The organism is Pseudomonadota bacterium (assembly GCA_038533575.1).
In the GTDB taxonomy this organism is placed as follows: Bacteria; Pseudomonadota; Alphaproteobacteria; order Rhodobacterales; family Rhodobacteraceae; genus Shimia_B.
Window position 1 is genome coordinate 82,880 of sequence record JBCAYL010000004.1, and the last position, 19,243, is coordinate 102,122.

At 66.2% G+C, this 19,243-nt stretch carries 17 protein-coding genes and 1 other RNA gene; 12 read left to right on the forward strand and 6 right to left on the reverse strand.

The window, feature by feature from the left end:
- Window positions 1–57: 57 nt before the first annotated feature.
- Complete coding sequence (gene polA, locus AAFM92_15735; protein MEL7301829.1) at window positions 58–2,847, reverse strand: DNA polymerase I; 2,790 nt, start codon at window positions 2,845–2,847, stop codon at window positions 58–60.
- A 169-nt stretch (window positions 2,848–3,016) separates the two neighbouring features.
- Here polA and AAFM92_15740 point away from each other — a divergent pair, with 169 nt between their 5' ends.
- Together AAFM92_15740 and AAFM92_15745 are read left to right on the forward strand one after the other, a co-directional pair.
- Window positions 3,017–3,730, forward strand: a complete 714-nt coding sequence (locus AAFM92_15740; GenBank protein ID MEL7301830.1) for a methyl-accepting chemotaxis protein — start codon at window positions 3,017–3,019, stop codon at window positions 3,728–3,730.
- 104 nt (window positions 3,731–3,834) lie between these two features.
- A complete protein-coding gene (locus tag AAFM92_15745) occupies window positions 3,835–4,821 on the forward strand; it encodes an ABC transporter ATP-binding protein (GenBank protein ID MEL7301831.1) in 987 nt (328 codons plus the stop codon).
- A 32-nt stretch (window positions 4,822–4,853) separates the two neighbouring features.
- On the opposite strand, the gene AAFM92_15750 is transcribed toward AAFM92_15745, so the two are convergent.
- Both AAFM92_15750 and ffs read right to left on the reverse strand, forming a co-directional pair.
- The gene (locus AAFM92_15750) at window positions 4,854–5,225 is read right to left on the reverse strand and encodes a DUF202 domain-containing protein (protein ID MEL7301832.1); all 372 of its coding nucleotides are present in this window, start codon (window positions 5,223–5,225) and stop codon (window positions 4,854–4,856) included.
- Window positions 5,226–5,441: 216 nt separating this feature from the next.
- Window positions 5,442–5,539, reverse strand: an RNA gene (gene ffs, locus AAFM92_15755) — signal recognition particle sRNA small type.
- Window positions 5,540–5,635: 96 nt separating this feature from the next.
- Here ffs and nudC point away from each other — a divergent pair.
- Together nudC and AAFM92_15765 are read left to right on the forward strand one after the other, a co-directional pair.
- The gene (gene nudC, locus AAFM92_15760; GenBank protein ID MEL7301833.1) at window positions 5,636–6,574 is read left to right on the forward strand and encodes an NAD(+) diphosphatase; all 939 of its coding nucleotides are present in this window, start codon (window positions 5,636–5,638) and stop codon (window positions 6,572–6,574) included.
- A 57-nt stretch (window positions 6,575–6,631) separates the two neighbouring features.
- Window positions 6,632–7,117 (forward strand): SRPBCC family protein, encoded by a 486-nt coding sequence (locus tag AAFM92_15765; GenBank protein ID MEL7301834.1) that lies wholly within the window; start codon window positions 6,632–6,634, stop codon window positions 7,115–7,117.
- Here the strand turns inward: AAFM92_15765 and AAFM92_15770 are convergent.
- Window positions 7,114–7,959, reverse strand: a complete 846-nt coding sequence (locus tag AAFM92_15770) for a prephenate dehydratase (GenBank protein ID MEL7301835.1) — start codon at window positions 7,957–7,959, stop codon at window positions 7,114–7,116. The genes AAFM92_15765 and AAFM92_15770 overlap by 4 nt on opposite strands.
- 124 nt (window positions 7,960–8,083) lie before the next feature.
- On the opposite strand from AAFM92_15770, the gene AAFM92_15775 reads away from it, so the two are divergent.
- The 5 genes from AAFM92_15775 (at window position 8,084) to AAFM92_15795 (ending at window position 14,680) form a co-directional block, all read left to right on the forward strand.
- Window positions 8,084–8,599: a cytochrome c family protein gene (locus AAFM92_15775; GenBank protein ID MEL7301836.1), complete on the forward strand. Its 516-nt coding sequence runs from the start codon at window positions 8,084–8,086 to the stop codon at window positions 8,597–8,599.
- 144 nt (window positions 8,600–8,743) lie between these two features.
- On the forward strand, window positions 8,744–10,660 hold the full coding sequence (locus AAFM92_15780) for an extracellular solute-binding protein (protein ID MEL7301837.1): 1,917 nt from the start codon (window positions 8,744–8,746) through the stop codon (window positions 10,658–10,660).
- Window positions 10,661–10,666: 6 nt separating this feature from the next.
- On the forward strand, window positions 10,667–11,740 hold the full coding sequence (locus AAFM92_15785; protein ID MEL7301838.1) for a microcin C ABC transporter permease YejB: 1,074 nt from the start codon (window positions 10,667–10,669) through the stop codon (window positions 11,738–11,740).
- A gap of 2 nt (window positions 11,741–11,742) precedes the next feature.
- On the forward strand, window positions 11,743–12,915 hold the full coding sequence (locus tag AAFM92_15790; GenBank protein ID MEL7301839.1) for an ABC transporter permease: 1,173 nt from the start codon (window positions 11,743–11,745) through the stop codon (window positions 12,913–12,915).
- A 175-nt stretch (window positions 12,916–13,090) separates the two neighbouring features.
- Window positions 13,091–14,680, forward strand: coding sequence for an ABC transporter ATP-binding protein (locus tag AAFM92_15795; protein MEL7301840.1), 1,590 nt, complete (start codon window positions 13,091–13,093; stop codon window positions 14,678–14,680).
- A 64-nt stretch (window positions 14,681–14,744) separates the two neighbouring features.
- Here AAFM92_15795 and AAFM92_15800 read toward each other — a convergent pair whose 3' ends face one another.
- Together AAFM92_15800 and AAFM92_15805 are read right to left on the reverse strand one after the other, a co-directional pair.
- Window positions 14,745–16,067: a D-alanyl-D-alanine carboxypeptidase family protein gene (locus AAFM92_15800; GenBank protein ID MEL7301841.1), complete on the reverse strand. Its 1,323-nt coding sequence runs from the start codon at window positions 16,065–16,067 to the stop codon at window positions 14,745–14,747.
- Window positions 16,068–16,308: 241 nt separating this feature from the next.
- Window positions 16,309–17,001 carry an HAD family hydrolase gene (locus tag AAFM92_15805; GenBank protein ID MEL7301842.1) on the reverse strand — a complete coding sequence of 231 codons (693 nt, stop codon included), beginning with the start codon at window positions 16,999–17,001 and terminating at the stop codon, window positions 16,309–16,311.
- Window positions 17,002–17,105: 104 nt separating this feature from the next.
- Here AAFM92_15805 and clpS point away from each other — a divergent pair, with 104 nt between their 5' ends.
- Genes clpS through AAFM92_15820 form a run of 3 tightly spaced genes read left to right on the forward strand, consistent with a single transcriptional unit; the run spans window position 17,106 to window position 19,222 of the window.
- Window positions 17,106–17,441, forward strand: coding sequence for an ATP-dependent Clp protease adapter ClpS (gene clpS, locus AAFM92_15810; protein ID MEL7301843.1), 336 nt, complete (start codon window positions 17,106–17,108; stop codon window positions 17,439–17,441).
- 1 nt (window position 17,442) lies between these two features.
- A complete protein-coding gene (locus AAFM92_15815) occupies window positions 17,443–18,390 on the forward strand; it encodes a methyltransferase (GenBank protein ID MEL7301844.1) in 948 nt (315 codons plus the stop codon).
- Between the two features lie 31 nt (window positions 18,391–18,421).
- A complete protein-coding gene (locus AAFM92_15820; protein ID MEL7301845.1) occupies window positions 18,422–19,222 on the forward strand; it encodes an SDR family oxidoreductase in 801 nt (266 codons plus the stop codon).
- The last annotated feature ends 21 nt before the right edge of the window (window positions 19,223–19,243 follow it).

Sequence of the window (19,243 nt, forward strand, 5' to 3'; positions counted from 1 at the left end):
GGGCCGCCGGAGGCATCCTCGGCCGGCCCGGGGCGCTGAGGGGCGCGGAGGCTTGGCTCAATGCGCCTCGGCCCAGTTCGCGCCCCGCCCGGCATCGACGACCAGCGGCACGTCGATCTTCACCGCGGGCATGGCGGCGTTCTCCATCACATCGCGCGCCACACCGATCAGATCGTCCACCGCGCCGTCCTCCACCTCGAAGAGCAGTTCGTCGTGGACCTGGAGCAGCATCTTCGCGGGCAGCTTTTCGATGGCGTCGGGCATGCGGACCATGGCGCGGCGGATGATGTCTGCGGCCGTGCCCTGGATCGGCGCATTGATCGCGGCGCGCTTGGCAAAGCCCGCCGTGGGCCCCTTGGCGTTGATCTCGGGCGTGTGGATGCGGCGGCCGAAAAGCGTCTCGACCCGCATGTGCTCCTTCGCGAAGGCCGTCGTGTCGGCCATGTACTGCTTGATGCCCGGGAAGCGCTCGAAATAGCGGTCGATGAAGCCCTGGGCCTCGTCCCGCGGAATGCGCAGGTTCCGCGCGAGGCCGAAGCCCGAGATGCCGTAGATCACCCCGAAATTGATCGCCTTGGCCTGCCTGCGCACCTCCGGCGTCATCTCGTCGAGGGGCACGTCGAACATCTCGGAGGCCGTCATGGCGTGGATATCGATGCCTTCCTCGAACGCTTTCTTCAGGGCCGGGATATCCGCGATATGGGCGAGGATGCGGAGCTCAATCTGGGAATAGTCGAGCGCCACCAGCGTCTTGCCGTCCTCGGCGACGAAGGCCTCGCGGATCCTGCGGCCCTCCTCCGTGCGGATCGGGATGTTCTGCAGGTTGGGATCGGTGGAAGCGAGCCGCCCGGTATTGGCGCCCGCGATGGAATAGGACGTGTGCACGCGGCCCGTATCGGGGTGGATGTGCTCCTGGAGCGCGTCGGTGTAGGTCGATTTCAGCTTCGAGAGCTGCCGCCAGTCGAGCACGCGGCCTGGCAGGTCATGTTCGGTGGCGAGGTCCTCGAGGATATCCGCGCCAGTGGAATACTTCCCGGTCTTGCCCTTCTTGCCACCCGGCAGGCTCATCTTGTCGAAGAGGATTTCGCCCAGCTGCGCGGGGGAGCCCACGTTGAATTTCTCACCTGCGAGCTCGTGGATCTCGTCCTCGAGCGCGGCCATCTTCTGGCTGAACGCGTTCGACATTCGGCTCAGCGTGTCGCGGTCCACTTTCACGCCCGTCTGCTCCATCTCCGCCAGCACCGGAACGAGCGGGCGCTCCAGCGTTTCGTAGACGGTTGTGACGCGGCTGCGGTGCAGCTTCGGCTTGAACTCCTGCCAGAGGCGCAGCGTGACGTCGGCGTCCTCGGCGGCATAGCGCGTGGCCTCCTCGATGGGCACCTGATCGAAGGTCTTCATGTTCTTGCCGGAACCCAGCAGCGTCTTGATCGGGATCGGCTGGTGCCCGAGGTAGCGCTCGGCGAGCGTGTCCATCCCATGATTGTGGTGTCCGGCATTAAGCACGTAGCTCATCAGCATCGTGTCATCGATGGGCGCAAGCGCGACGCCGTACTTTGCGAAGATCTTCGCGTCGTACTTCATGTTCTGCCCGATCTTCACGATGGCGGCGTCCTCGAGCATGGGCTTGAGCGCCTCGAGCGCCGCGTCGAAATCAATCTGCCCCTCGGCCAGCGCGTCGCTGCCAAAGAGATCGTCCCCGCCCTCCTTGTGCGTAAGCGGCACGTAACAGGCGCGGCCCGGCTCCACGCAGAGGCAGATGCCCACGAGATCCGCACGCATCTCATTCAAGGCCGTCGTCTCTGTATCCACCGCCACATAGCCCCGCTCGTAGACCTGCGCGATCCAGGCCTCCAGCGCTTCCAAGTCACGCACGGTCTCGTAGGCGTCGGGGTCGATGGGGACCTGCTCGGCGGGGGTCTCATCCTCGGCCGTCGCGGGCTCGGGGATCGTGGGGGCCTCCACGCCCAGCGCCTCGGACATGCGGCGTGAGAGCGTGCGGAACTCCATGCGCGCGAGGAACTCCATGAGTGCCTCGGCTTCGGGCTCCTTCACCTCGAGACTGTCGATCTCGTAGTCGAGCTCCATGTCGCAATCGAGCTGCACGAGCTTTTTCGAGAGCTCGATCTGCGCGCGGTGCTCGATCAGCGTCTCGCGGCGCTTGGGCTGCTTGATCTCCTCGGCGCGGTCGAGAAGCTCCTCGAGCGAGCCGAACTCGTTGATGAGGAGGGCCGCGGTCTTGATCCCGATCCCCGGCGCGCCGGGCACGTTGTCGACGCTATCGCCCGCCAGGGCCTGCACGTCCACGACGCGCTCGGGCCCCACGCCGAACTTCTCCTCGACGCCTTCGCGGTCGATGCGCTTGTTCTTCATGGCATCGAGCATCTCGACGCCGCCGCCCACGAGCTGCATGAGGTCCTTGTCCGACGAAATGATGGTGACACGCCCGCCCGCGTCCCGCGCCTTCACGGCCAGCGTGGCGATGATGTCGTCGGCCTCGTAGCCCTCCTGCTCCAGACAGGCGATGTTGAAGGCCACGGTGGCCTCGCGGGTGAGCGGGATCTGCGGGCGCAGGTCCTCGGGCATCTCGTCCCGGTTGGCCTTGTACTGATCGTACATGTCGTTGCGAAAGGTGTGGGAGCCCTTGTCGAAGACGACGGCGCAATGGGTGGGCGCGTCGGCGCCGGTATTGGCGGCGATGTAGCGGCGCAGCATGTCGCAGAAGCCCTGCACCGCGCCCACTGGCAGCCCGTCCGATTTCCGGGTGAGCGGGGGCAGCGCGTGGAACGCGCGGAAGATGAAGGCGGAGCCGTCGATCAGATGCAGGTGGTGGCCTTTGCCGAATGCCATGGATCGGGTCCCTTCTTCTCGCTTGCGGTGTGTTCTGCCATTGCGGGCCATGGTAGGCCAGCCCCGCCCGTGCTCAACGTCTCAGCCCGCCTCGGGACGACGCGGGAATTATCGGCCGCGCCGGGCCAGCGTTCACCAGATATTAGCCCCCGCGCGCCAACAAGGCGCCATGTCCGGCCTTCTTTCCCTGGCGCAGCATGTCGCGCGGCTCAAGGTGCTCGCCCTCGTGGCGGAGTACCGATTCCAGGGCGGGCGCATCGGCTTTTTCGCGATGCTGGCGGCCCATGGGCGCACGGCAGACGAGCGGGCGCATTACGCGCGCGCCGCCGCCGTGGCCCGGGCGCGGGCCGAGCTCGCCCATGGGGCCATGGTGGGGCGCGGCCCGGTCGACGGGTTCGAGGACGAGGCGGTGGACTGGTCGCGAGGGCACGTGGCGCGCTCCGATGGGCTCGCGGAGCGCGTGGCGGCCTTCCACGGCACGCTCGACGCGGCGCTCGGGCTCTCCGAGGGGGACGTGCCCGGCGCGGTCATCGACTACCTGCTCGATGTCACCGACCGAGCCGGTGCGCTCTTCGGAGATCGCTACACCGCGCTTCTCCTGCAGATGGAGGCCGACCTCGAGGAGGTGAATGCCGCGCGGGCCGCAAGCTCCGTGGGGGCCGCGCACCAGGCGCGGGAGGCCATGGCCCGGATCGACGGGATCAGCCGCTCGGTGCGCCTGATCTCGCTCAACGCCGCCGTGGAGGCCGCGCGGGTGGGTGATGCCGGGCGCGGCTTTTCCGTCATCGCCGCTGAGATCAAATCGCTGGCGGAGGCCATCGCCGATGCCTCCCGCGCGGCGGGGAGCTCCATGGGCGACCTCGAGGGGCTGGCCCGGGTGTGAGCGCCCACGCCGCCTGCGCGGCGGCTGCCTCTAGCGTCCGAGCATCCTGTGTGTGGCTGAGCCCTCCGCTTGCCGAGCCGCCGGGCCGGGGCTAGATGCGCGCTATGGATAAAGGCCCCCTCACCGCCGCCGACGCCCATCTCTCTCCTGCCGCGGCCGCACCGCGCCACGCGATCGAGATTAAGGGCTTGCGCAAGACTTATGCCGCCTCCGGGCAGGACCCGGCGAAGGAAGCGCTGAAGGGCGTGGACCTCAAGATCCCGGCGGGATCGGTCTTCGGGCTACTCGGGCCTAACGGGGCTGGCAAATCCACGCTGATCAACATCCTCGCGGGCCTCGTGACGAAGACCGCGGGCGAAGTGCGGATCTGGGGCTTCGACCAGGACCGCAACCCGCGGCAATCACGAGCAGCCATCGGCGTCATGCCCCAGGAGCTCAATCTCGACGCCTTCTTCACCCCGCGCGGCTCGCTCGACGTGCAGGCCGGGCTCTATGGCGTGCCTCGGCGGGAGCGCCGGACCGAGGAGATCCTCGAGATGGTGGGGCTCTCCGCCAAGGCAGACGCCTATGCGCGCTCGCTCTCGGGCGGGATGCGGCGCCGGCTCCTCCTGGGCAAGGCGCTTGTCCACCGGCCCCATATTCTCGTACTCGACGAGCCCACGGCGGGTGTAGACGTGGAACTGCGCCAGATGCTCTGGGGCAATATCCGCCGTCTCAACGCCGAAGAGGGCACGACGATCATCCTGACCACGCATTACCTCGAGGAAGCCGAGGAGATGTGCGACGAGATCGCTATCGTCGGCGACGGCAGCGTGATCGCGCAGGACAGCACAGAGGCCCTGCTCGGGCGGCTCGACACGAAGTCCATGGTGGTGCGGGGGAAAGGCATCTCCGCCGTGCCCACGCTGCCCTCGGGGGTGCGTGGTGAGGTGAAGGAGGGGGCGCTCCATCTCTCCTGGCAGCGGAGCGCTGTGGAGGTCGCAGACATCTTCGAGGCGCTGGCCCATGCAGGCATCCGCGCCGCTGATGTAACGACCGAGGAGCCCCATCTCGAGGAAGTCTTCCTGTCACTCACGCGGAAGGGCGACTGAGACGATGGGACCTGCGCGGGAGCTGTCCCGCGCTAGAGGCTCCAGAGAACGGCGCCTGTTGCCAGCGTCGCGAGGACGAGAAGCGACGTGATCGCCGTGAAGGAGCGTCGGCCATGGGCGGCGGCGTCCTGCGTGGAGAAGCTCTCGCGGGTCTTGCAGGCCTGCCGCCAGGCGACAACGAAGACGAAGAGCGCGAGCGTGAGAAAGAGGCTCGCGACGGCCTTGGCGGCCCAGGTGGGCTCCGTGGCCGAGAAGACCGCGCGCAGGCCGAGCGCGACGCCCACCGCGCCGAGGCCGAACCCGTTGGAGCTGTTGAAGGTGCGTTCCATGGCGAGAACGGTGCGATCCTCGGCCCAATCGGTGCGCTCCTCGGCGAGGATGGTCTTGTTTTCGCTATCCGCCATACCTGGGAAGGTAGGGGCTGGCGCGCTTTTGTCAGCTTGGGGACGCGCGGGCCGTCGGGCGTCCCACCCGCCCACCCCCGCCCGCCGACCCGCGCGCACGGGGCCTCCACACGGCGCGGCGTCGGGCGGTGTGCGCGTGGCGATGATGGGGGACAGCGGTGCTCTGCTCCTGCCCAAAGGTGTCGGACTGGACGCTCTTGGTCATGGGGAGTGGCTGGGTGAGAGATTGGACACGACCCGTACGGGGCTCGTTACGGCTGCTTCCTTCCGGACCTGACCGGGTTGGCGAGGCGCACGCCCGCACCAACCTCTCGAGCGGTGATGTAATCGCCTCCCCTTTGGGATGCAAGGCGCTGGGCACGGGGGGACGGGCGCGCTAGGTGGCCGCGAACGACGCGAAGGAGACAGTCATGCGCGATGCAGAAGCAGTGACATTCGGCGGGTCGGGGCTTGACCGCGCGGCCGAGCTCCGGGGCGTGCCGGAGCTGCCTCCGGGCCGCGCCATCGTGCTCTGGCGCGGCAAACCGGCGCTGGGCGAGGACGGGCGTCTCGTGCGCGTGGACGCCGCGCACGCGCTGCGCCGCCATGCCCCGGCGCCGATCCTGCTCGGGCGCGAAGAGGATGGCACGCTCATCGAGGCGATCGACATCTCCGCCTGGGAGCCTGACGGCGTCGATGCGTCCGCGCTCACCGGCTTCTCGGACCCCTCGCTCCAACGGCATCCCGAGCTGCCCGAGGGGGCCTTCACGGAGCTGCGCATGGCCATGACCAAGCTGAGCGCCCGAGACGCGGAGCTCGCGGCCACGGCGCGCGGCCTTTTCGAATGGCACCGTACTCACGGCTTCTGCGCCCGCTGTGGCGCGCGCTCGGACATGGCACAGCATGGTTGGCAGCGGCTTTGCCCGGCCTGCGGCGCGCATCATTTCCCGCGCACCGATCCCGTGGTCATCATGCTGGTGCTGCGCGGCAATTCCGTGCTCGTGGGGCGCTCGCCGGGCTGGCCCGAGGGGATGTTTTCGCTGCTGGCGGGCTTCGTGGAGCCTGGCGAGACGCTCGAGGCGGCGGTGCGCCGCGAAGTCTTCGAAGAGACACGCGTAGAGATCGGCGAGGTGGGCTACCTCGCGAGCCAGCCCTGGCCCTTTCCGGCCTCGCTCATGTTCGGCTGCATCGCCGAGGCGACCTCCGAGGAGATCACCATCGACCCGGAGGAAATCGAGGAGGCGCGCTGGGTCACTCGGGAGGAGATGGTGGAGGCCATGGCGGGCCGTCACCCGGAGATCACGGGCGCCCGCAAAGGCGCCATCGCGCACTTCCTGATCGCGCGCTGGGTGGCTGACAGGCTCGATTGAGCGTAGTATGCCCGCCGAAACGACGCCGCAGAGCGCAGCCAATGAGACGAGGCAGAGATGAAACTTTCGAGCAGAGAGGACGTGGCCCTCCCCATCGCCGCGATGTTTCGCGCGGTGAGCGATTTCGAGGTCTTCGAGCGACGGGTGCTCCGGCGCGGCGCCGACATTTCCCGCACCGATCCCGAAAGCGGCCCCGGCAAGGGCTCCACCTGGGAGGCGCGATTCCAGTTTCGCGGCCGCGAGCGCGACCTCACCGCCCGGGTCACCGAGTTCGACGCGCCGAGCCTGATCGGCGTCACCTCCATCTCCGGCGGATTGAAGGGTGATTTTACGGTCTCGCTCGTGGCGCTCACCCCGCGAAAGACGCGCATGATCGTGGGGCTCGATCTCACGCCCAACAACCTTTCTGCGCGGCTCTTCGTACAGTCGCTCAAGCTGGCGAAATCCACGATTTCCAAACGGTTCGAGACGGCCGTGGCCGATTACGCCCGCGGGCTCGAACGGAGCCACGCCGAGGCGGAGGCGCGCGCCGCGCTCTCCTAGCGATCCCGGCGGGGATCGGCGGGATAGGTGCCCAGGACTTCGAGCATGTCGGTGAAGAAGCCGAGCTCCTCCAGCGCGAGCTTGACGTTGTCATCGCCCGGATGTCCCTCCACGTCGGCGTAGAATTGCGTCGCCGTGAAATGCCCGCCCACCATGTAGCTTTCGAGCTTCGTCATGTTCACGCCCGCCGTGGCGAAGCCGCCCATGGCCTTGTAGAGAGCGGCGGGGATATTGCGGACCTGGAAGACGAAGGTGGTGATCATCCGTTCGGCGCGCCGGGTCATGTCGGCATAGGGCGCCATGAGGAGGAACCGCGTGGTGTTGTTGGCGTCGTTCTCGATCCGCTCGGCCAGGGGTGCGAGGCCGTAGATCTCTCCCGCGAGCGACGAGGCGAGCGCGGCCTGCGCGGGGTCGCCGCGCTCGGCCACCTCCATGGCCGCGCGGGCATTGTCGGAGGCGATGCGCGGCGCGATCCCGTTGGCCTTCAGGAAGTCCGAGCATTGCGGCAGGATGACAAGATGCCCGTGGGCCTCCCGCACGTCTGCAATGGACGCGCCCGGCACGCCGAGTAGGCTGATCTCCACCCGCACGAAGGTCTCGGCGATGATGTGGAGCCCGCTCTCGGGCAGGAGCCGGTGGATATCGGCCACGCGGCCATAGGTGGAGTTCTCCACCGGCACGATGGCGAGCTGAGCCGCGCCGGATTTCACCGCCTCGATGACATCCTCGAACGTGGCGCAGGGCAGGGGGGTGTGACCGGGCCGGACGGTCAGGCAGGCCTGGTGCCCGTAGGCCCCGAGTTCCCCCTGGAAGGCGATGTGTTTATCGGGCGCGGCAACCATGGCGCTAGCCTTCCTTTCCTTGCGGTCAACGGCATCAGGGCGTTTGGTCGCGGGCTCTACACCTTGCCGCGTGCGGCGCAAAGGCGATAGACCCGGGGCACCATTGTACACCACGGAATGCGACATGCTCGACACGATGACCATGACCAAGGCGACGGCTGCCCTGTGCGGATCGCTCCTTGTCTTTCTCCTGGGCGCCTGGGCGGCGGAGGAGATCTTTCACATGGGTGGGCATGGCCATCACCACGAACAGGCCTACTCGATCGAGGTGCCTGAAAGCGGTGAGGGCGAGGTCGTAGAAGAAGGCCCGTCGGTCGCGGAAATGCTCGCCTCCGCCGATGCGGCCAAGGGTGAGAAGGTCTTCAACAAGTGCCGCGCCTGCCACCAGCTCGCCGCCGGCGAGAACGGCACGGGCCCGCATCTTTATGCCGTGGTGGGCCGCGATATCGCCGTGGTGGACGGCTTCGGCTATTCCGGCAACCTGACCCAGAACGGCACGGTCTGGACCGCTGAAAACCTCTGGGCCTTCCTGGAGAACCCGAAGGGCTTCGCGCCGGGCACGTCCATGAGCTTCTCCGGGCTTCCGAAGCCTGCGGATCGGGCCAATCTGATCGCCTACCTTGAGACCATCGGCGGCTAACGCCGACCCGTTTGAGATCACCGCCCGGTAAATGGGCGGTCACAAACGTATCAGCGCCCCGCCGGGGCGCTTTGTATTCGACATCGCTACAATTACGTTATTTTGTGTCGCGAACGCCTTGGACCGCGAAAGAGGATGTCACCCATGCGCCAGCCGCCCCGCCGCCCCAGAGCCATTGCCAAACACCGGGAAGAGGTCCGTGGGCCATGGCTGAAAGCGGGGCTTCTGGGGCTGGGTCTCATCGCTGCGGCCGGGCTCGTGCGCGCCGAGGGCCATGAGGAGGTCACGATCTCCCATGGCTACAGCTTCTTCGGGGATCTGGCCTATCCCGACCCCGATTTCTCGCATCTGAGCTACGTCAATCCCGATGCGCCCAAGGGTGGCGAGATCAGCATCTGGGCTCAAGGCACCTTCGACAGCTTCAATCCCTACACGCGCAAGGGCAACAACGCGGCCCTGTCCGGGATCGGCGACGAAAGCTTGCTGACCACCTTCGCCGATGATGCCACCTCCACCTACTGCTTCCTCTGCGAGACGCTCGAATACCCGGAGAGCCAGGAGTGGGTGATCTTCAACCTTCGACCGGAAGTGACGTTCTCGGACGGCACGCCAGTGACGGCCGATGACTACGTGTTTTCGTTCAACGAGCTTCTGACGAACGGCATCCCCTCGTTCCGCGCGGCCTTCGGCGCGTTCTTCGAGGACGTCGAGGCGCTCGATACCCACCGGCTCAAGGTCAACTTCAACCCCGAGAGCCCCATCCGCGACCGTATCGAGACGGCGGGCATCTTCTTTCCCATGTCCCAGGCCTGGTACGAAGAGAACGAGACCACCATCGATGCCACGCGCAACGCGCCGCATCCGGGCACTGGCGCCTACGTGCTCGAAAGCTTCGATTTCTCCCGCCAGATCATCTACGCGCGGAACCCGGATTACTGGGGCAACGATCTCAACATCAACCGCGGGCGGCAGAACTTCGACCAGATCCGCGTGGAGTATTTCGGGGATTCGACCGCGGCCTTCGAGGCCTTCAAGGCCGGCGCCTATACCTTCCGGACGGAGAATACCTCCCGTCTCTGGGCCACGGGCTACGAGTTTCCGGCCCTCGAGGACGGCTTCGTCGTGCGCGAGGCGCTGCCCGACGGCTCTCTCGGCCGCAACCAGTCCTTCATCATGAACCTGCGCCGCGAGAAATTTCAGGATGTGCGTGTGCGCGAGGCCGTGCGCCTCATGTTCAACTTCAACTGGTCCAACGAGTCGCTCTTCTTCGGCCTCTACGAGCGCCCGTCGAGCTTCTGGGAATTCTCCGAGAACCAGGCCACCGGTCTGCCCAACGCGGCCGAGCGTGCGATCCTCGAGCCCCTCGCCGAGGAGGGCCTGATCGACGCCGCCCTCATCACAGAGGAGCCCATCATTCCGCCGGCGTCCGGCGCGCGCCAGTTCGACCGCAGGAATGCCGGCGCGGCCCAGGCGCTTCTCGACGAGGCCGGCTGGATGGTGAACCCCTCCACCGGGCTCCGCGAGAAGGATGGCGAGGTCCTCGAGATGGTCTTCCTCGAGAGCTCGCCCAGCTTCGACCGCATCATCAACCCCTACGTCGAGAACCTCCGCAATATCGGCATCGACGCCAAGCTCGAGCGCGTCGACCCCGCCCAGGAGCAGGAGCGCACGCGGGTCTATGATTTCGACATCACGACCATGGGCTGGTCACTGGGTTACGAGCCCTCTACGGGCCTGCGCCAGTGGTTCGCTGGCGAGCTGAAAAACGAAAGCTCCCGCAACCTCGCGGGCGTCGACGATCCTGCCGTGGACCGCATCATCGAACTCGTGGTGGCCGCCGAGACGACCGAGGAACTCCAGACCGCCGTGCGCGCCCTCGACCGCGTCCTGCGCTCCATCAGGTTCAACGTGCCGCAATGGCAGAACACCGAGCACTGGGTCGCCTATTGGGATCAGTACGGCCGCCCGGATCCGCTTCCGCCGCTGGCCCTCGGACAGCTCGATTTCTGGTGGTACGACGCCGAGAAGGCGCAAGCCCTCCGCGACGCCGGCGCGCTCTAGAGACCCATGTCCGCCTATATCCTCCGACGTCTGCTCCTGGTGATCCCCACGCTGTTCGGCGTGATGCTCATCAACTTCGCCCTCGTGCAATTCGTGCCCGGCGGGCCAGTGGAGCAGGTCCTCGCGCAGCTTGAGGGAGAGGGGGATGTGCTCGCGGGCTTCACCGGCAACGACGACCCGATCGATGCCGGCGCTGAGAGCGAATATGCCGGCTCTCGCGGCCTGCCGCAGGAATTCATCGAGGAGCTCGAGCGCGAATTCGGCCTCGACAAGCCGCCCTTCGAGCGCTTCCTGCTCATGATGGGCAACTACATCCGCCTCGATTTCGGGGAGAGCTACTTCCGCGATATCGAGGTCATGGCCCTCGTGGCCGAGAAGCTCCCCGTCTCGATCTCGCTCGGGCTCTGGTCCACCGTGCTGATCTACCTCGTGTCGATCCCCATGGGCATCCGCAAGGCTGTCCATGACGGCTCGAGCTTCGATACCTGGACGTCCGTCGCCATCATCGTGGGCTACGCGATCCCCGGTTTCCTCTTCGCGGTGCTTCTCATCGTGCTCTTCGCGGGGGGCTCGTATCTCCAGATCTTCCCGCTCCGAGGACTGACCTCGGACAATTTCGAGGAGCTGAGCGCGCTGGGCAAGGTGGCCGATTATTTCTGGCACATCACGCTGCCAGTCGTGGCGTCCTCCATCGCGGGCTTTGCCACGCTCACACTGCTCACGAAGAACTCCTTCCTCGACGAGATCAACAAGCAATACGTGATTACCGCCAAGGCCAAGGGCCTGTCGGAAAAGCGCGTGCTCTACGGTCACGTCTTCCGCAACGCGATGCTCATCGTTATCTCGGGCTTCCCGGCGCTCTTCATCGGGATCTTCTTCGGGTCCTCGCTCATCATCGAGGTGCTCTTCTCGCTCGACGGGCTGGGGCGCCTCGGCTTCGAGGCGGCGCTGGAACGCGACTACCCGGTTATCTTCGGCACGCTTTTCGCCTTCGGGCTCGTGGGTCTCGTCGTCGGCATCCTCAGCGATCTCATGTATGTCCTCGTGGATCCCCGCATCGACTTCGAGAGGAGGGGCTGACCATGGCGCTGTCTCCAATCAACCGACGTCGCTGGCAGAACTTCCGCGCCAACAAGCGGGCCTACTGGTCGCTCGTCATCTTCATGGTCCTCTTCACGCTCTCGCTTTTCGCGGAGTTTCTGGCCAACGACAAACCCATCCTCGTGAACTATCGTGGCGAGTACCGGACGCCCATCTTCTCGTTCCACAGCGAGCAAAGCTACGGCGGAGACTTCGCGACCGAGGCGGTTTACCGCGACCCGGAGGTGCAGTGCCTCATCCAGTCGGGCGGGGTGGCCGATGATTGCTTCGACGACCCGCTGGGCACGATCGAGCTTATCGAGGGCGATGCCTACAGCCATCCGGACTTCGTGGAGGGCTGGACGATCTGGCCACCCATCCGCAATTCCTTCGACAATTCCGTCGACCGCCCCGGTGCCGCGCCGCTGCCGCCCAACGGGCAGAACCTGCTCGGCACCGACGACACCAAGCGCGACGTGCTCGCGCGGGTGATCTACGGCTTCAGGCTTTCTATTGTCTTCACGATCATGGTGACCACGGCGGCCTCCATCATCGGCATCATAGCTGGGGCGGTGCAGGGCTATTTCGGCGGCTGGATCGACCTCGGTTTCCAGCGCTTCCTCGAGATCTTCTCGGCGGTGCCATCGCTCTACATCATTATCATCCTCTTCGCGATCTTGGGGCGAAGTTTCTGGCTCCTCGTCATACTCAGTATCTTCTTCGGCTGGCCCGCGTTGACGGGCGTGGTCCGGGCGGAATTCCTGCGCGCGCGGAACTTCGAATATGTCCGCGCGGCGCAGGCGCTGGGCGTCTCGAACTGGACGATCATGTTCCGCCACATGCTGCCGAATGCCATGGTAGCCACGCTCACGCTGCTGCCCTTCATCGTGACGGGCACGATCGGCGCATTGGCCTCGCTCGATTTCCTCGGCTTCGGCCTGCCCTCGTCTGCACCGTCTTTGGGGGAGCTCACGCTCCAGGCCAAACAGAACCTGCAGGCGCCGTGGCTCGGCTTCACGGCCTTTTTCACCTTCGCGATCATGCTCTCGCTCCTCGTCTTCATCTTCGAGGGCGTGCGAGACGCGTTCGATCCCCGTAAGGTCTTCGTGGCCGGCGGCGCGGTGACCGAGACCGACCCGGTGGTCCAACCCGCCCGCAAGGAAGCCGCAGAGTGACGACGCCCGCATCGCTCCGGCGCGCATGCGCCATGCCCGACCTCCCCCCTGGGAGGGCATCCGCAGGTATCGCGGTTAGAATCGGCCTGGGATTTGACGCGGGACAGGCGCTTCAGACCGACATCGCATGCCCCCCCGAGGTCGGGCACGACCCATGCGCGCCGAGGCACACGTCATGACCTCCGTCCTCGAAGTCTCCAACCTCCAGGTTGCTTTTGGGTCCTCTGAGGCGGTCAAAGGTGTCAGCTTCAAGATCGAGAAGGGCGAAACCGTCGCACTCGTGGGCGAGAGCGGGTCCGGCAAATCCGTCACCGCACTCTCCACCGTCTCCCTTCTGGGTTCCAACGCCCGCGTGGCGGGCTCAGTGCGCTACAGCGGCGAAGAGCTCGTGGGGATGAGCGAGCGCGAGCTCATGCGCATCCGCGGCAACGACATCAGCTTCATCTTCCAGGAGCCGATGACCTCGCTCAACCCGCTCCACACGCTCGAAAAGCAGCTCACCGAGAGCCTCGCGCTGCACCAGGGCGTGCAGGGAGAAGAGGCGAGGGCGCGGGTGCTTGACCTGCTGAACAAGGTGGGCATCCGGGACGCCGAGAGCCGCCTCACGGCCTATCCGCACCAGCTGTCGGGCGGGCAGCGGCAGCGCGTGATGATCGCCATGGCGCTGGCCAACGGGCCCGAGCTCCTCATCGCGGACGAGCCCACAACGGCGCTCGACGTCACGATCCAGGCGCAGATCCTCGAGCTCCTCGCCGAGCTCAAGCGCTCCGAGGGCCTCTCCATGCTCTTTATCACCCACGACCTCACGATCGTGCGCCGGTTCGCCGACCGGGTCTGCGTGATGAAGGACGGGCTCATCGTGGAGGCCGGGCGCACGGCGGATGTCTTCGACGCGCCCGAGCACCCCTACACCCAGAAGCTCCTGAACGCAGAGCCCACGGGCCAGCCCGCGCCGGTGCAGAGCGAGGCCCCGGTCGTGGCGGAAACCGAGAACCTGAAGATCTGGTTTCCCATCCAGCGTGGTTTCCTCAAGCGCACGGTGGGCTACGTGAAGGCGGTAAACGACGCCACGCTTTCGGTCCGTGCGGGCGAGACGGTGGGGATCGTCGGCGAGAGCGGCTCCGGCAAGACGACGCTCGCGCTCGCCATCATGCGCCTCATCGGGTCCGAGCATCGCATCAGCTTCCTCGGGCGCGACATCCAGGGCCTCAGGCCCCGGCAGATGCGCCCGCTCAGGAAGGACATGCAGATCGTTTTCCAGGACCCGTTCGGCTCCCTCTCGCCGCGCATGTCGGTGGCCGAGATCGTGGCCGAAGGCCTCGGCGTCCACGGCGTGGAAAAGGGACAGCGCCCGCGAGACATGGTGGCCGCGATCCTCGAGGAAGTGGGGATAGACCCGGCCTCCATGGACCGCTACCCCCATGAATTCTCCGGTGGCCAGCGCCAGCGCATCGCCGTGGCCCGTGCGATGATCCTGCGGCCCAAGCTCGTCATCCTCGATGAGCCCACCTCCGCCCTCGACATGACCGTGCAGAGCCAGATCGTGGATCTCCTCCGCGGCCTCCAGGAGCGCTACGGGCTCGCCTATCTCTTCATCAGCCATGACCTGAAGGTCGTGCGCGCATTGAGCCACAAGGTTATGGTGTTGAAGGACGGGGACGTGGTCGAGGCTGGGACGGTCGATCAGATCTTCGACGCGCCGCGCACGGATTACACGCGTGCGCTCATCTCCGCGGCATTCGAACTGAGCGACGAGGTCGCCTGACCCGCATGCCCCGGTCGCAGGGCAGCGCCGCGAATTTTTGCAAAAAATTGTGGCTCTCGGTGGCTCAGCCCGGGCCCATCATGAAGCATTGCGTGCCTCGGGCCTGCAAACGACGGCAGGCGATGTCGGCGCTGTCGCGCGTCATGCCCGCGAAATTCGCGTCAAAGCCCGCATTGTGCCGTACGACCTTGCGCAGTGTCCCGTCGAGCGTGGCCATCTCCGCCAGCGCGATCTGGAGGAGCGCGCGTTCCGCTGCGAAGCGGGACGGATAGCGCCCCACATTGATGCCCCACTGCTTGCCGCCGGAGGTGGAGGCGCGCGTGACGATCTCGGGCTCGGCCGCCGCTGCGGCGATCTCCGCCGGGCGCTTGCGCGGCAGGATGGAGCTCGCCACCGCCACGTCGGATCCGCTCTCGGCTGGCGCATTCTCCGTGGCCGTCTCCAGCGCTTCAAGGATGTCAGCCTTTGCCACCTTGAGCACCGGCGCAGCGGGCTCCGAGGAGCCCGGGCGGAGCTGTGGGCGCAGGCTCTTGCGGACAGCGGTCTGGATTCGCACGGTCTTGCCTCCGGTGCCGCCAGGGATGGCCTGCAGCACGGGCTTTCGGAGCGCCACGCGCGTGGGCGCGCGGTCAAAGCCCATGTCGAGGAGTTCCGCCACCCGCGCGTTGCGCGTGGCCGTGGAGCGGCCGCCGAAGACCGTGGCGATCACGCGCTCCTGCCCGCGCTCGGCGGAGGCCACGAGATTGAATCCGGCGGCCCGTGTGTAGCCCGTCTTGATCCCGTCGGCGCCGCGATAGGCGTTCAGGAGGCGGCGATTGGTGTTGTAGACCTCGGCAATCCCGGCATGGGTCGAGCGCCGCGAGAAGAGATTGTAGTATTGCGGATAGTCATAGAGCACGTGGCGGCCCAACGTCGTCATGTCCCGCGCCGTGCTCAGGTGCCCGTTTTCCGTGAGGCCGTGCGCGTTCTTGAAGGTGGTGCGCGTCATGCCCATGGCCTTAGCCGTGGCATTCATGCGCCGGGCAAAGGCCGCCTCGGAGCCGGAGATCGCCTCTCCGATGGCCGTGGCGGCATCATTGGCGCTTTTGATCGCGGAGGCGCGGATGAGATAGCGCAGCCGGATTTTCGAGCCCGAGCGCAGCCCGAGCTTCGACGGCGGCTCCGCCGCGGCCTTCCGCGAGATCGTCACCGGCGTGTCGAGCGTGATCTCGCCGCGCTCCACTGCCTGGAACGCGATGTAGAGCGTCATCATTTTCGTCAGGGAGGCGGGGTGGAGCCGGGTATCGGCGTTCCGTGAGTGAAGAACCTCGCCTGAGCGGGCATCGATCACCATGGCGGCGTAGGGTGCCGCCAGGGACTGACCCGCGTAAATGATACAAATGCACATGAGCCCGATGCGGGCTGCCTGAAAAAGACGCTTTATCACGTCACTGCCTCTATCTGCCTCGGGGCCGCAGGTTGTCCCGCGTGCCAATCACCTTTGCGAGGAGCCTAACACACGGACTCCATTGGCAGAACTGAAATTCGTGCCTGAATTGTGGCAATTTCAGGGCGTTTCGCGTGATATCTGGGGTCGCGGCGGCGCTTTGCCCCCAGATGTCCGATCGTGGCGGCTTTGTGGCGGGCATTCAGCCAAATTGTGTCAGGAGCTCCGGCAGCCGCTCTATGGCCTCCACGGTGTGAAACCGCGGGTGATCGGCGGGCGCATCGGCGGCTTCGAGCGCCCATTCGATCTCGAAGGGGATATGCGTGGCAAAGGCCCCGGCAGCGAGCGCGGGCAGGATGTCGGAGCGCATGGAATTGCCCACCATCATGGTGGCCTCCGCCCGGTCCCCGAGACAGCGCCGGTAGGTGCCCGTGTCCTTTTCCGAGACGACATGGACAGCATTGAAGAGATCGCCGAGCCCGGAGGCGGCGAGTTTCTCCTCCTGGTGCAAGAGGTCGCCCTTGGTGATGAGCATGAGGTGATAAGAGCCTGCCACCGCCTCCAGCGTGTCTGCGACGCCGGGCAGAAGTTCGACCGGATGGGCGAGGAGGTCGCGCCCACCCTCGATGATCTCGGAGATGACAGAGGCGGGCACGCGGCCCTCGCTCACCTCGATGGCGACCTCGATCATCGAGAGCGTGAAGCCTTTTACCCCGTAGCCGTAGCGTCCGAGGTTGCGCCGCTCGGTCTCCAGCATACGAGTATGGAGCGTGACGCGGTCGCAATAGGGGGAGAGCAGCCCCTCCACCCGCTCCTGTGTAAGTTGAAAGAACGTCTCGTTGTGCCAGAGCGTATCGTCGGCATCGAAGGCCAGCGTCGTGAGGCTGCGTTTCACCAAAATCCGTTTCCTTCTCGGGCCGGTCGCCGTTTGATCTTTCCATGCCAGCGCGCGGCCTTATATAACAGGGCCGAGCCGCAGAGGATGTCTTCGTGACCCGCATGATCGACCAGTGGAAAGCCGCAGCCGACGACGCCGAGGATGGTGATGCCGGTGTCGTGCTTGAGACCCGCACGAAGACGAAGAAGCCGCCGCTCTACAAGGTGCTGATCCTCAACGATGATTACACGCCCATGGAATTCGTAGTCATGGTGCTCGAGCGGTTTTTCGGGATGACCCATTCCCAGGCGTTCGAGCTGATGCTCACGGTCCACAAGAAGGGCGTGGCGGTCGTGGGCGTCTTCTCGCACGAGATCGCGGAGACGAAGGTGGCCCAAGTGATGGATTTTGCCCGCCGTCACCAGCACCCGCTGCAATGCACCATGGAAAAAGAATAGCGTGAGGCTTGGCCTCGCGCTGGACGAGGGGCTCGGGCTCGCCGGGCCCGTTCTTGTGCGCCATCCCGCGCTCGACACCGATCTCTCCGCGCTGCCGGGTTGCGTCATCGAGACGCCGGATATTCGCGTGGCGGAGCAGTTCGGCGCGACCCATGCGGTGAACCCCGAGGCCCACGCCGACTACGCCGCCGTCCTCGTCGTCCTGCCCCGTTCGAAGGACCTCGCGCGCGATCTCATCGCCACCTCCTTCGTGCTCGCGCCGCGCGTGCTCGTGGACGGGCAGAAGACCGACGGCGTCGACAGCCTCTGGCGCGCGTGCCGGGAGCGGGCCGAAGTGGAGGGCAGCGTGACGAAGGCCCATGGCCGCCTCTTCTGGATGACCGGAAGCGCGGAGTCCTTCGCCGATTGGCTCTACGTCCCGCCGGACGCCTACGGCTTCACGCTGGCGCCTGGCGTCTTCTCCGCCGACGGGATTGACCCGGGCTCCTACGCGCTGGCCGAGGTGATGCCGGAGCGGCTCTCGGGCCGTGTCATCGATCTCGGCGCGGGCTGGGGCTATCTCTCGGCGGTGGCCGAGGCCAGGGGTGCCGACGCTATCGACATGGTGGAGGCGGACGCCACGGCGCTCGCCTGCGCGGAGGCCAATACCCAAAACACCACGCCCCATTGGGCCGATGCCACGCGCTGGCAGGCCCCTGAGAAGGCGCAGCATGTCATCATGAACCCGCCCTTCCACGCCGGCCGCAAGGGCACGCCCGAACTGGGCCAGGCCTTCATCGCCACCGCCGCGCGGAGCCTCTTGCCCGGCGGCACACTCTGGATGGTCGCCAACCGCCACCTCCCCTACGAGGAGACCCTCGCGCGCCACTTCGGTCACGTGACGGAACTCGCCGGTCCCCCCGGCACCGAGGGCTTCAAGCTCTTCCAAGCCACCCGACCGAAGCGCTAAGGTCGCTCGACAAGCCAGATTCGGGACAGCCATGTCATTCTCCATAGCGGGTAAAACCGCCATCGTGACCGGGGCCGCCCACGGCGTCGGTCTCGCCATCGGGCAGCATTTCCTCGATGCCGGCGCCAATGTCATGTTCGCGGACATGGACGAAGACGCCCTCAAGGAGCAGATCGGCGATCTCGTGTCCGACACCTCCACGGCGCAGCTCTACGCCGGCGACCTGAGGGAAAAGCTCACCGTCGCCAATCTCGTCTCGGCCACGCTCGACGCCTTCGACGAGGTCAACATCCTCGTCAACGCCGCGCGCCAGGTGATCCCGTCGGACCCCACGGACCCCGATGACGAAAGCATGGCGCTCTGCCTCGAGCAGAATCTCATGTCCTCGCTGCGGCTGAGCCAGCAGGTGGCCAAGCGGATGATCAAGCAGGGCGAGGACAAGGACGGGAATATCGGCTCCATCGTCAACCTCAGCTCTATCGCCGCCCGCTTCACGCAGCCGGAGCTTCTCGCCTTTTCCGTCTCCACCGCCGCGCTCGACCAGATGACACGTTCGCTCGCCGTGGCCCTCGCCGATCACCGCATCCGGGTCAACGCCGTGGCCTTCGGCTCGGTCATGTCGTCCTTCCTTGAAGAGAAGATGGCCGAGCACAAGGATTACGGGGATACCATCCGCGAGGTGACGCCGCTCTCGCGCATCGCCTCCGCGCGGGAAGTGGCCGAAGCGGTGCAGTTCCTCGCCTCCGACGGGTCGGGCTTCATGACCGGCCAGATCATCACGGTCGATGGCGGGCGCACCCTCATCGACCCGGTCTCCGTCCCGGCCCACTGACCGGGACACTCACCCAGCACG

Coding starts and splice junctions, on each gene's coding strand:
- polA (MEL7301829.1), bottom strand. CDS start 2,847: ATGGCATTCGGCAAAGGCCACCACCTGCATCTGATCGACGGCTCCGCC.
- AAFM92_15740 (MEL7301830.1), top strand. CDS start 3,017: ATGTCCGGCCTTCTTTCCCTGGCGCAGCATGTCGCGCGGCTCAAGGTG.
- AAFM92_15745 (MEL7301831.1), top strand. CDS start 3,835: ATGGATAAAGGCCCCCTCACCGCCGCCGACGCCCATCTCTCTCCTGCC.
- AAFM92_15750 (MEL7301832.1), bottom strand. CDS start 5,225: ATGGCGGATAGCGAAAACAAGACCATCCTCGCCGAGGAGCGCACCGAT.
- nudC (MEL7301833.1), top strand. CDS start 5,636: ATGCGCGATGCAGAAGCAGTGACATTCGGCGGGTCGGGGCTTGACCGC.
- AAFM92_15765 (MEL7301834.1), top strand. CDS start 6,632: ATGAAACTTTCGAGCAGAGAGGACGTGGCCCTCCCCATCGCCGCGATG.
- AAFM92_15770 (MEL7301835.1), bottom strand. CDS start 7,959: ATGGTTGCCGCGCCCGATAAACACATCGCCTTCCAGGGGGAACTCGGG.
- AAFM92_15775 (MEL7301836.1), top strand. CDS start 8,084: ATGCTCGACACGATGACCATGACCAAGGCGACGGCTGCCCTGTGCGGA.
- AAFM92_15780 (MEL7301837.1), top strand. CDS start 8,744: ATGCGCCAGCCGCCCCGCCGCCCCAGAGCCATTGCCAAACACCGGGAA.
- AAFM92_15785 (MEL7301838.1), top strand. CDS start 10,667: ATGTCCGCCTATATCCTCCGACGTCTGCTCCTGGTGATCCCCACGCTG.
- AAFM92_15790 (MEL7301839.1), top strand. CDS start 11,743: ATGGCGCTGTCTCCAATCAACCGACGTCGCTGGCAGAACTTCCGCGCC.
- AAFM92_15795 (MEL7301840.1), top strand. CDS start 13,091: ATGACCTCCGTCCTCGAAGTCTCCAACCTCCAGGTTGCTTTTGGGTCC.
- AAFM92_15800 (MEL7301841.1), bottom strand. CDS start 16,067: ATGTGCATTTGTATCATTTACGCGGGTCAGTCCCTGGCGGCACCCTAC.
- clpS (MEL7301843.1), top strand. CDS start 17,106: ATGATCGACCAGTGGAAAGCCGCAGCCGACGACGCCGAGGATGGTGAT.
- AAFM92_15820 (MEL7301845.1), top strand. CDS start 18,422: ATGTCATTCTCCATAGCGGGTAAAACCGCCATCGTGACCGGGGCCGCC.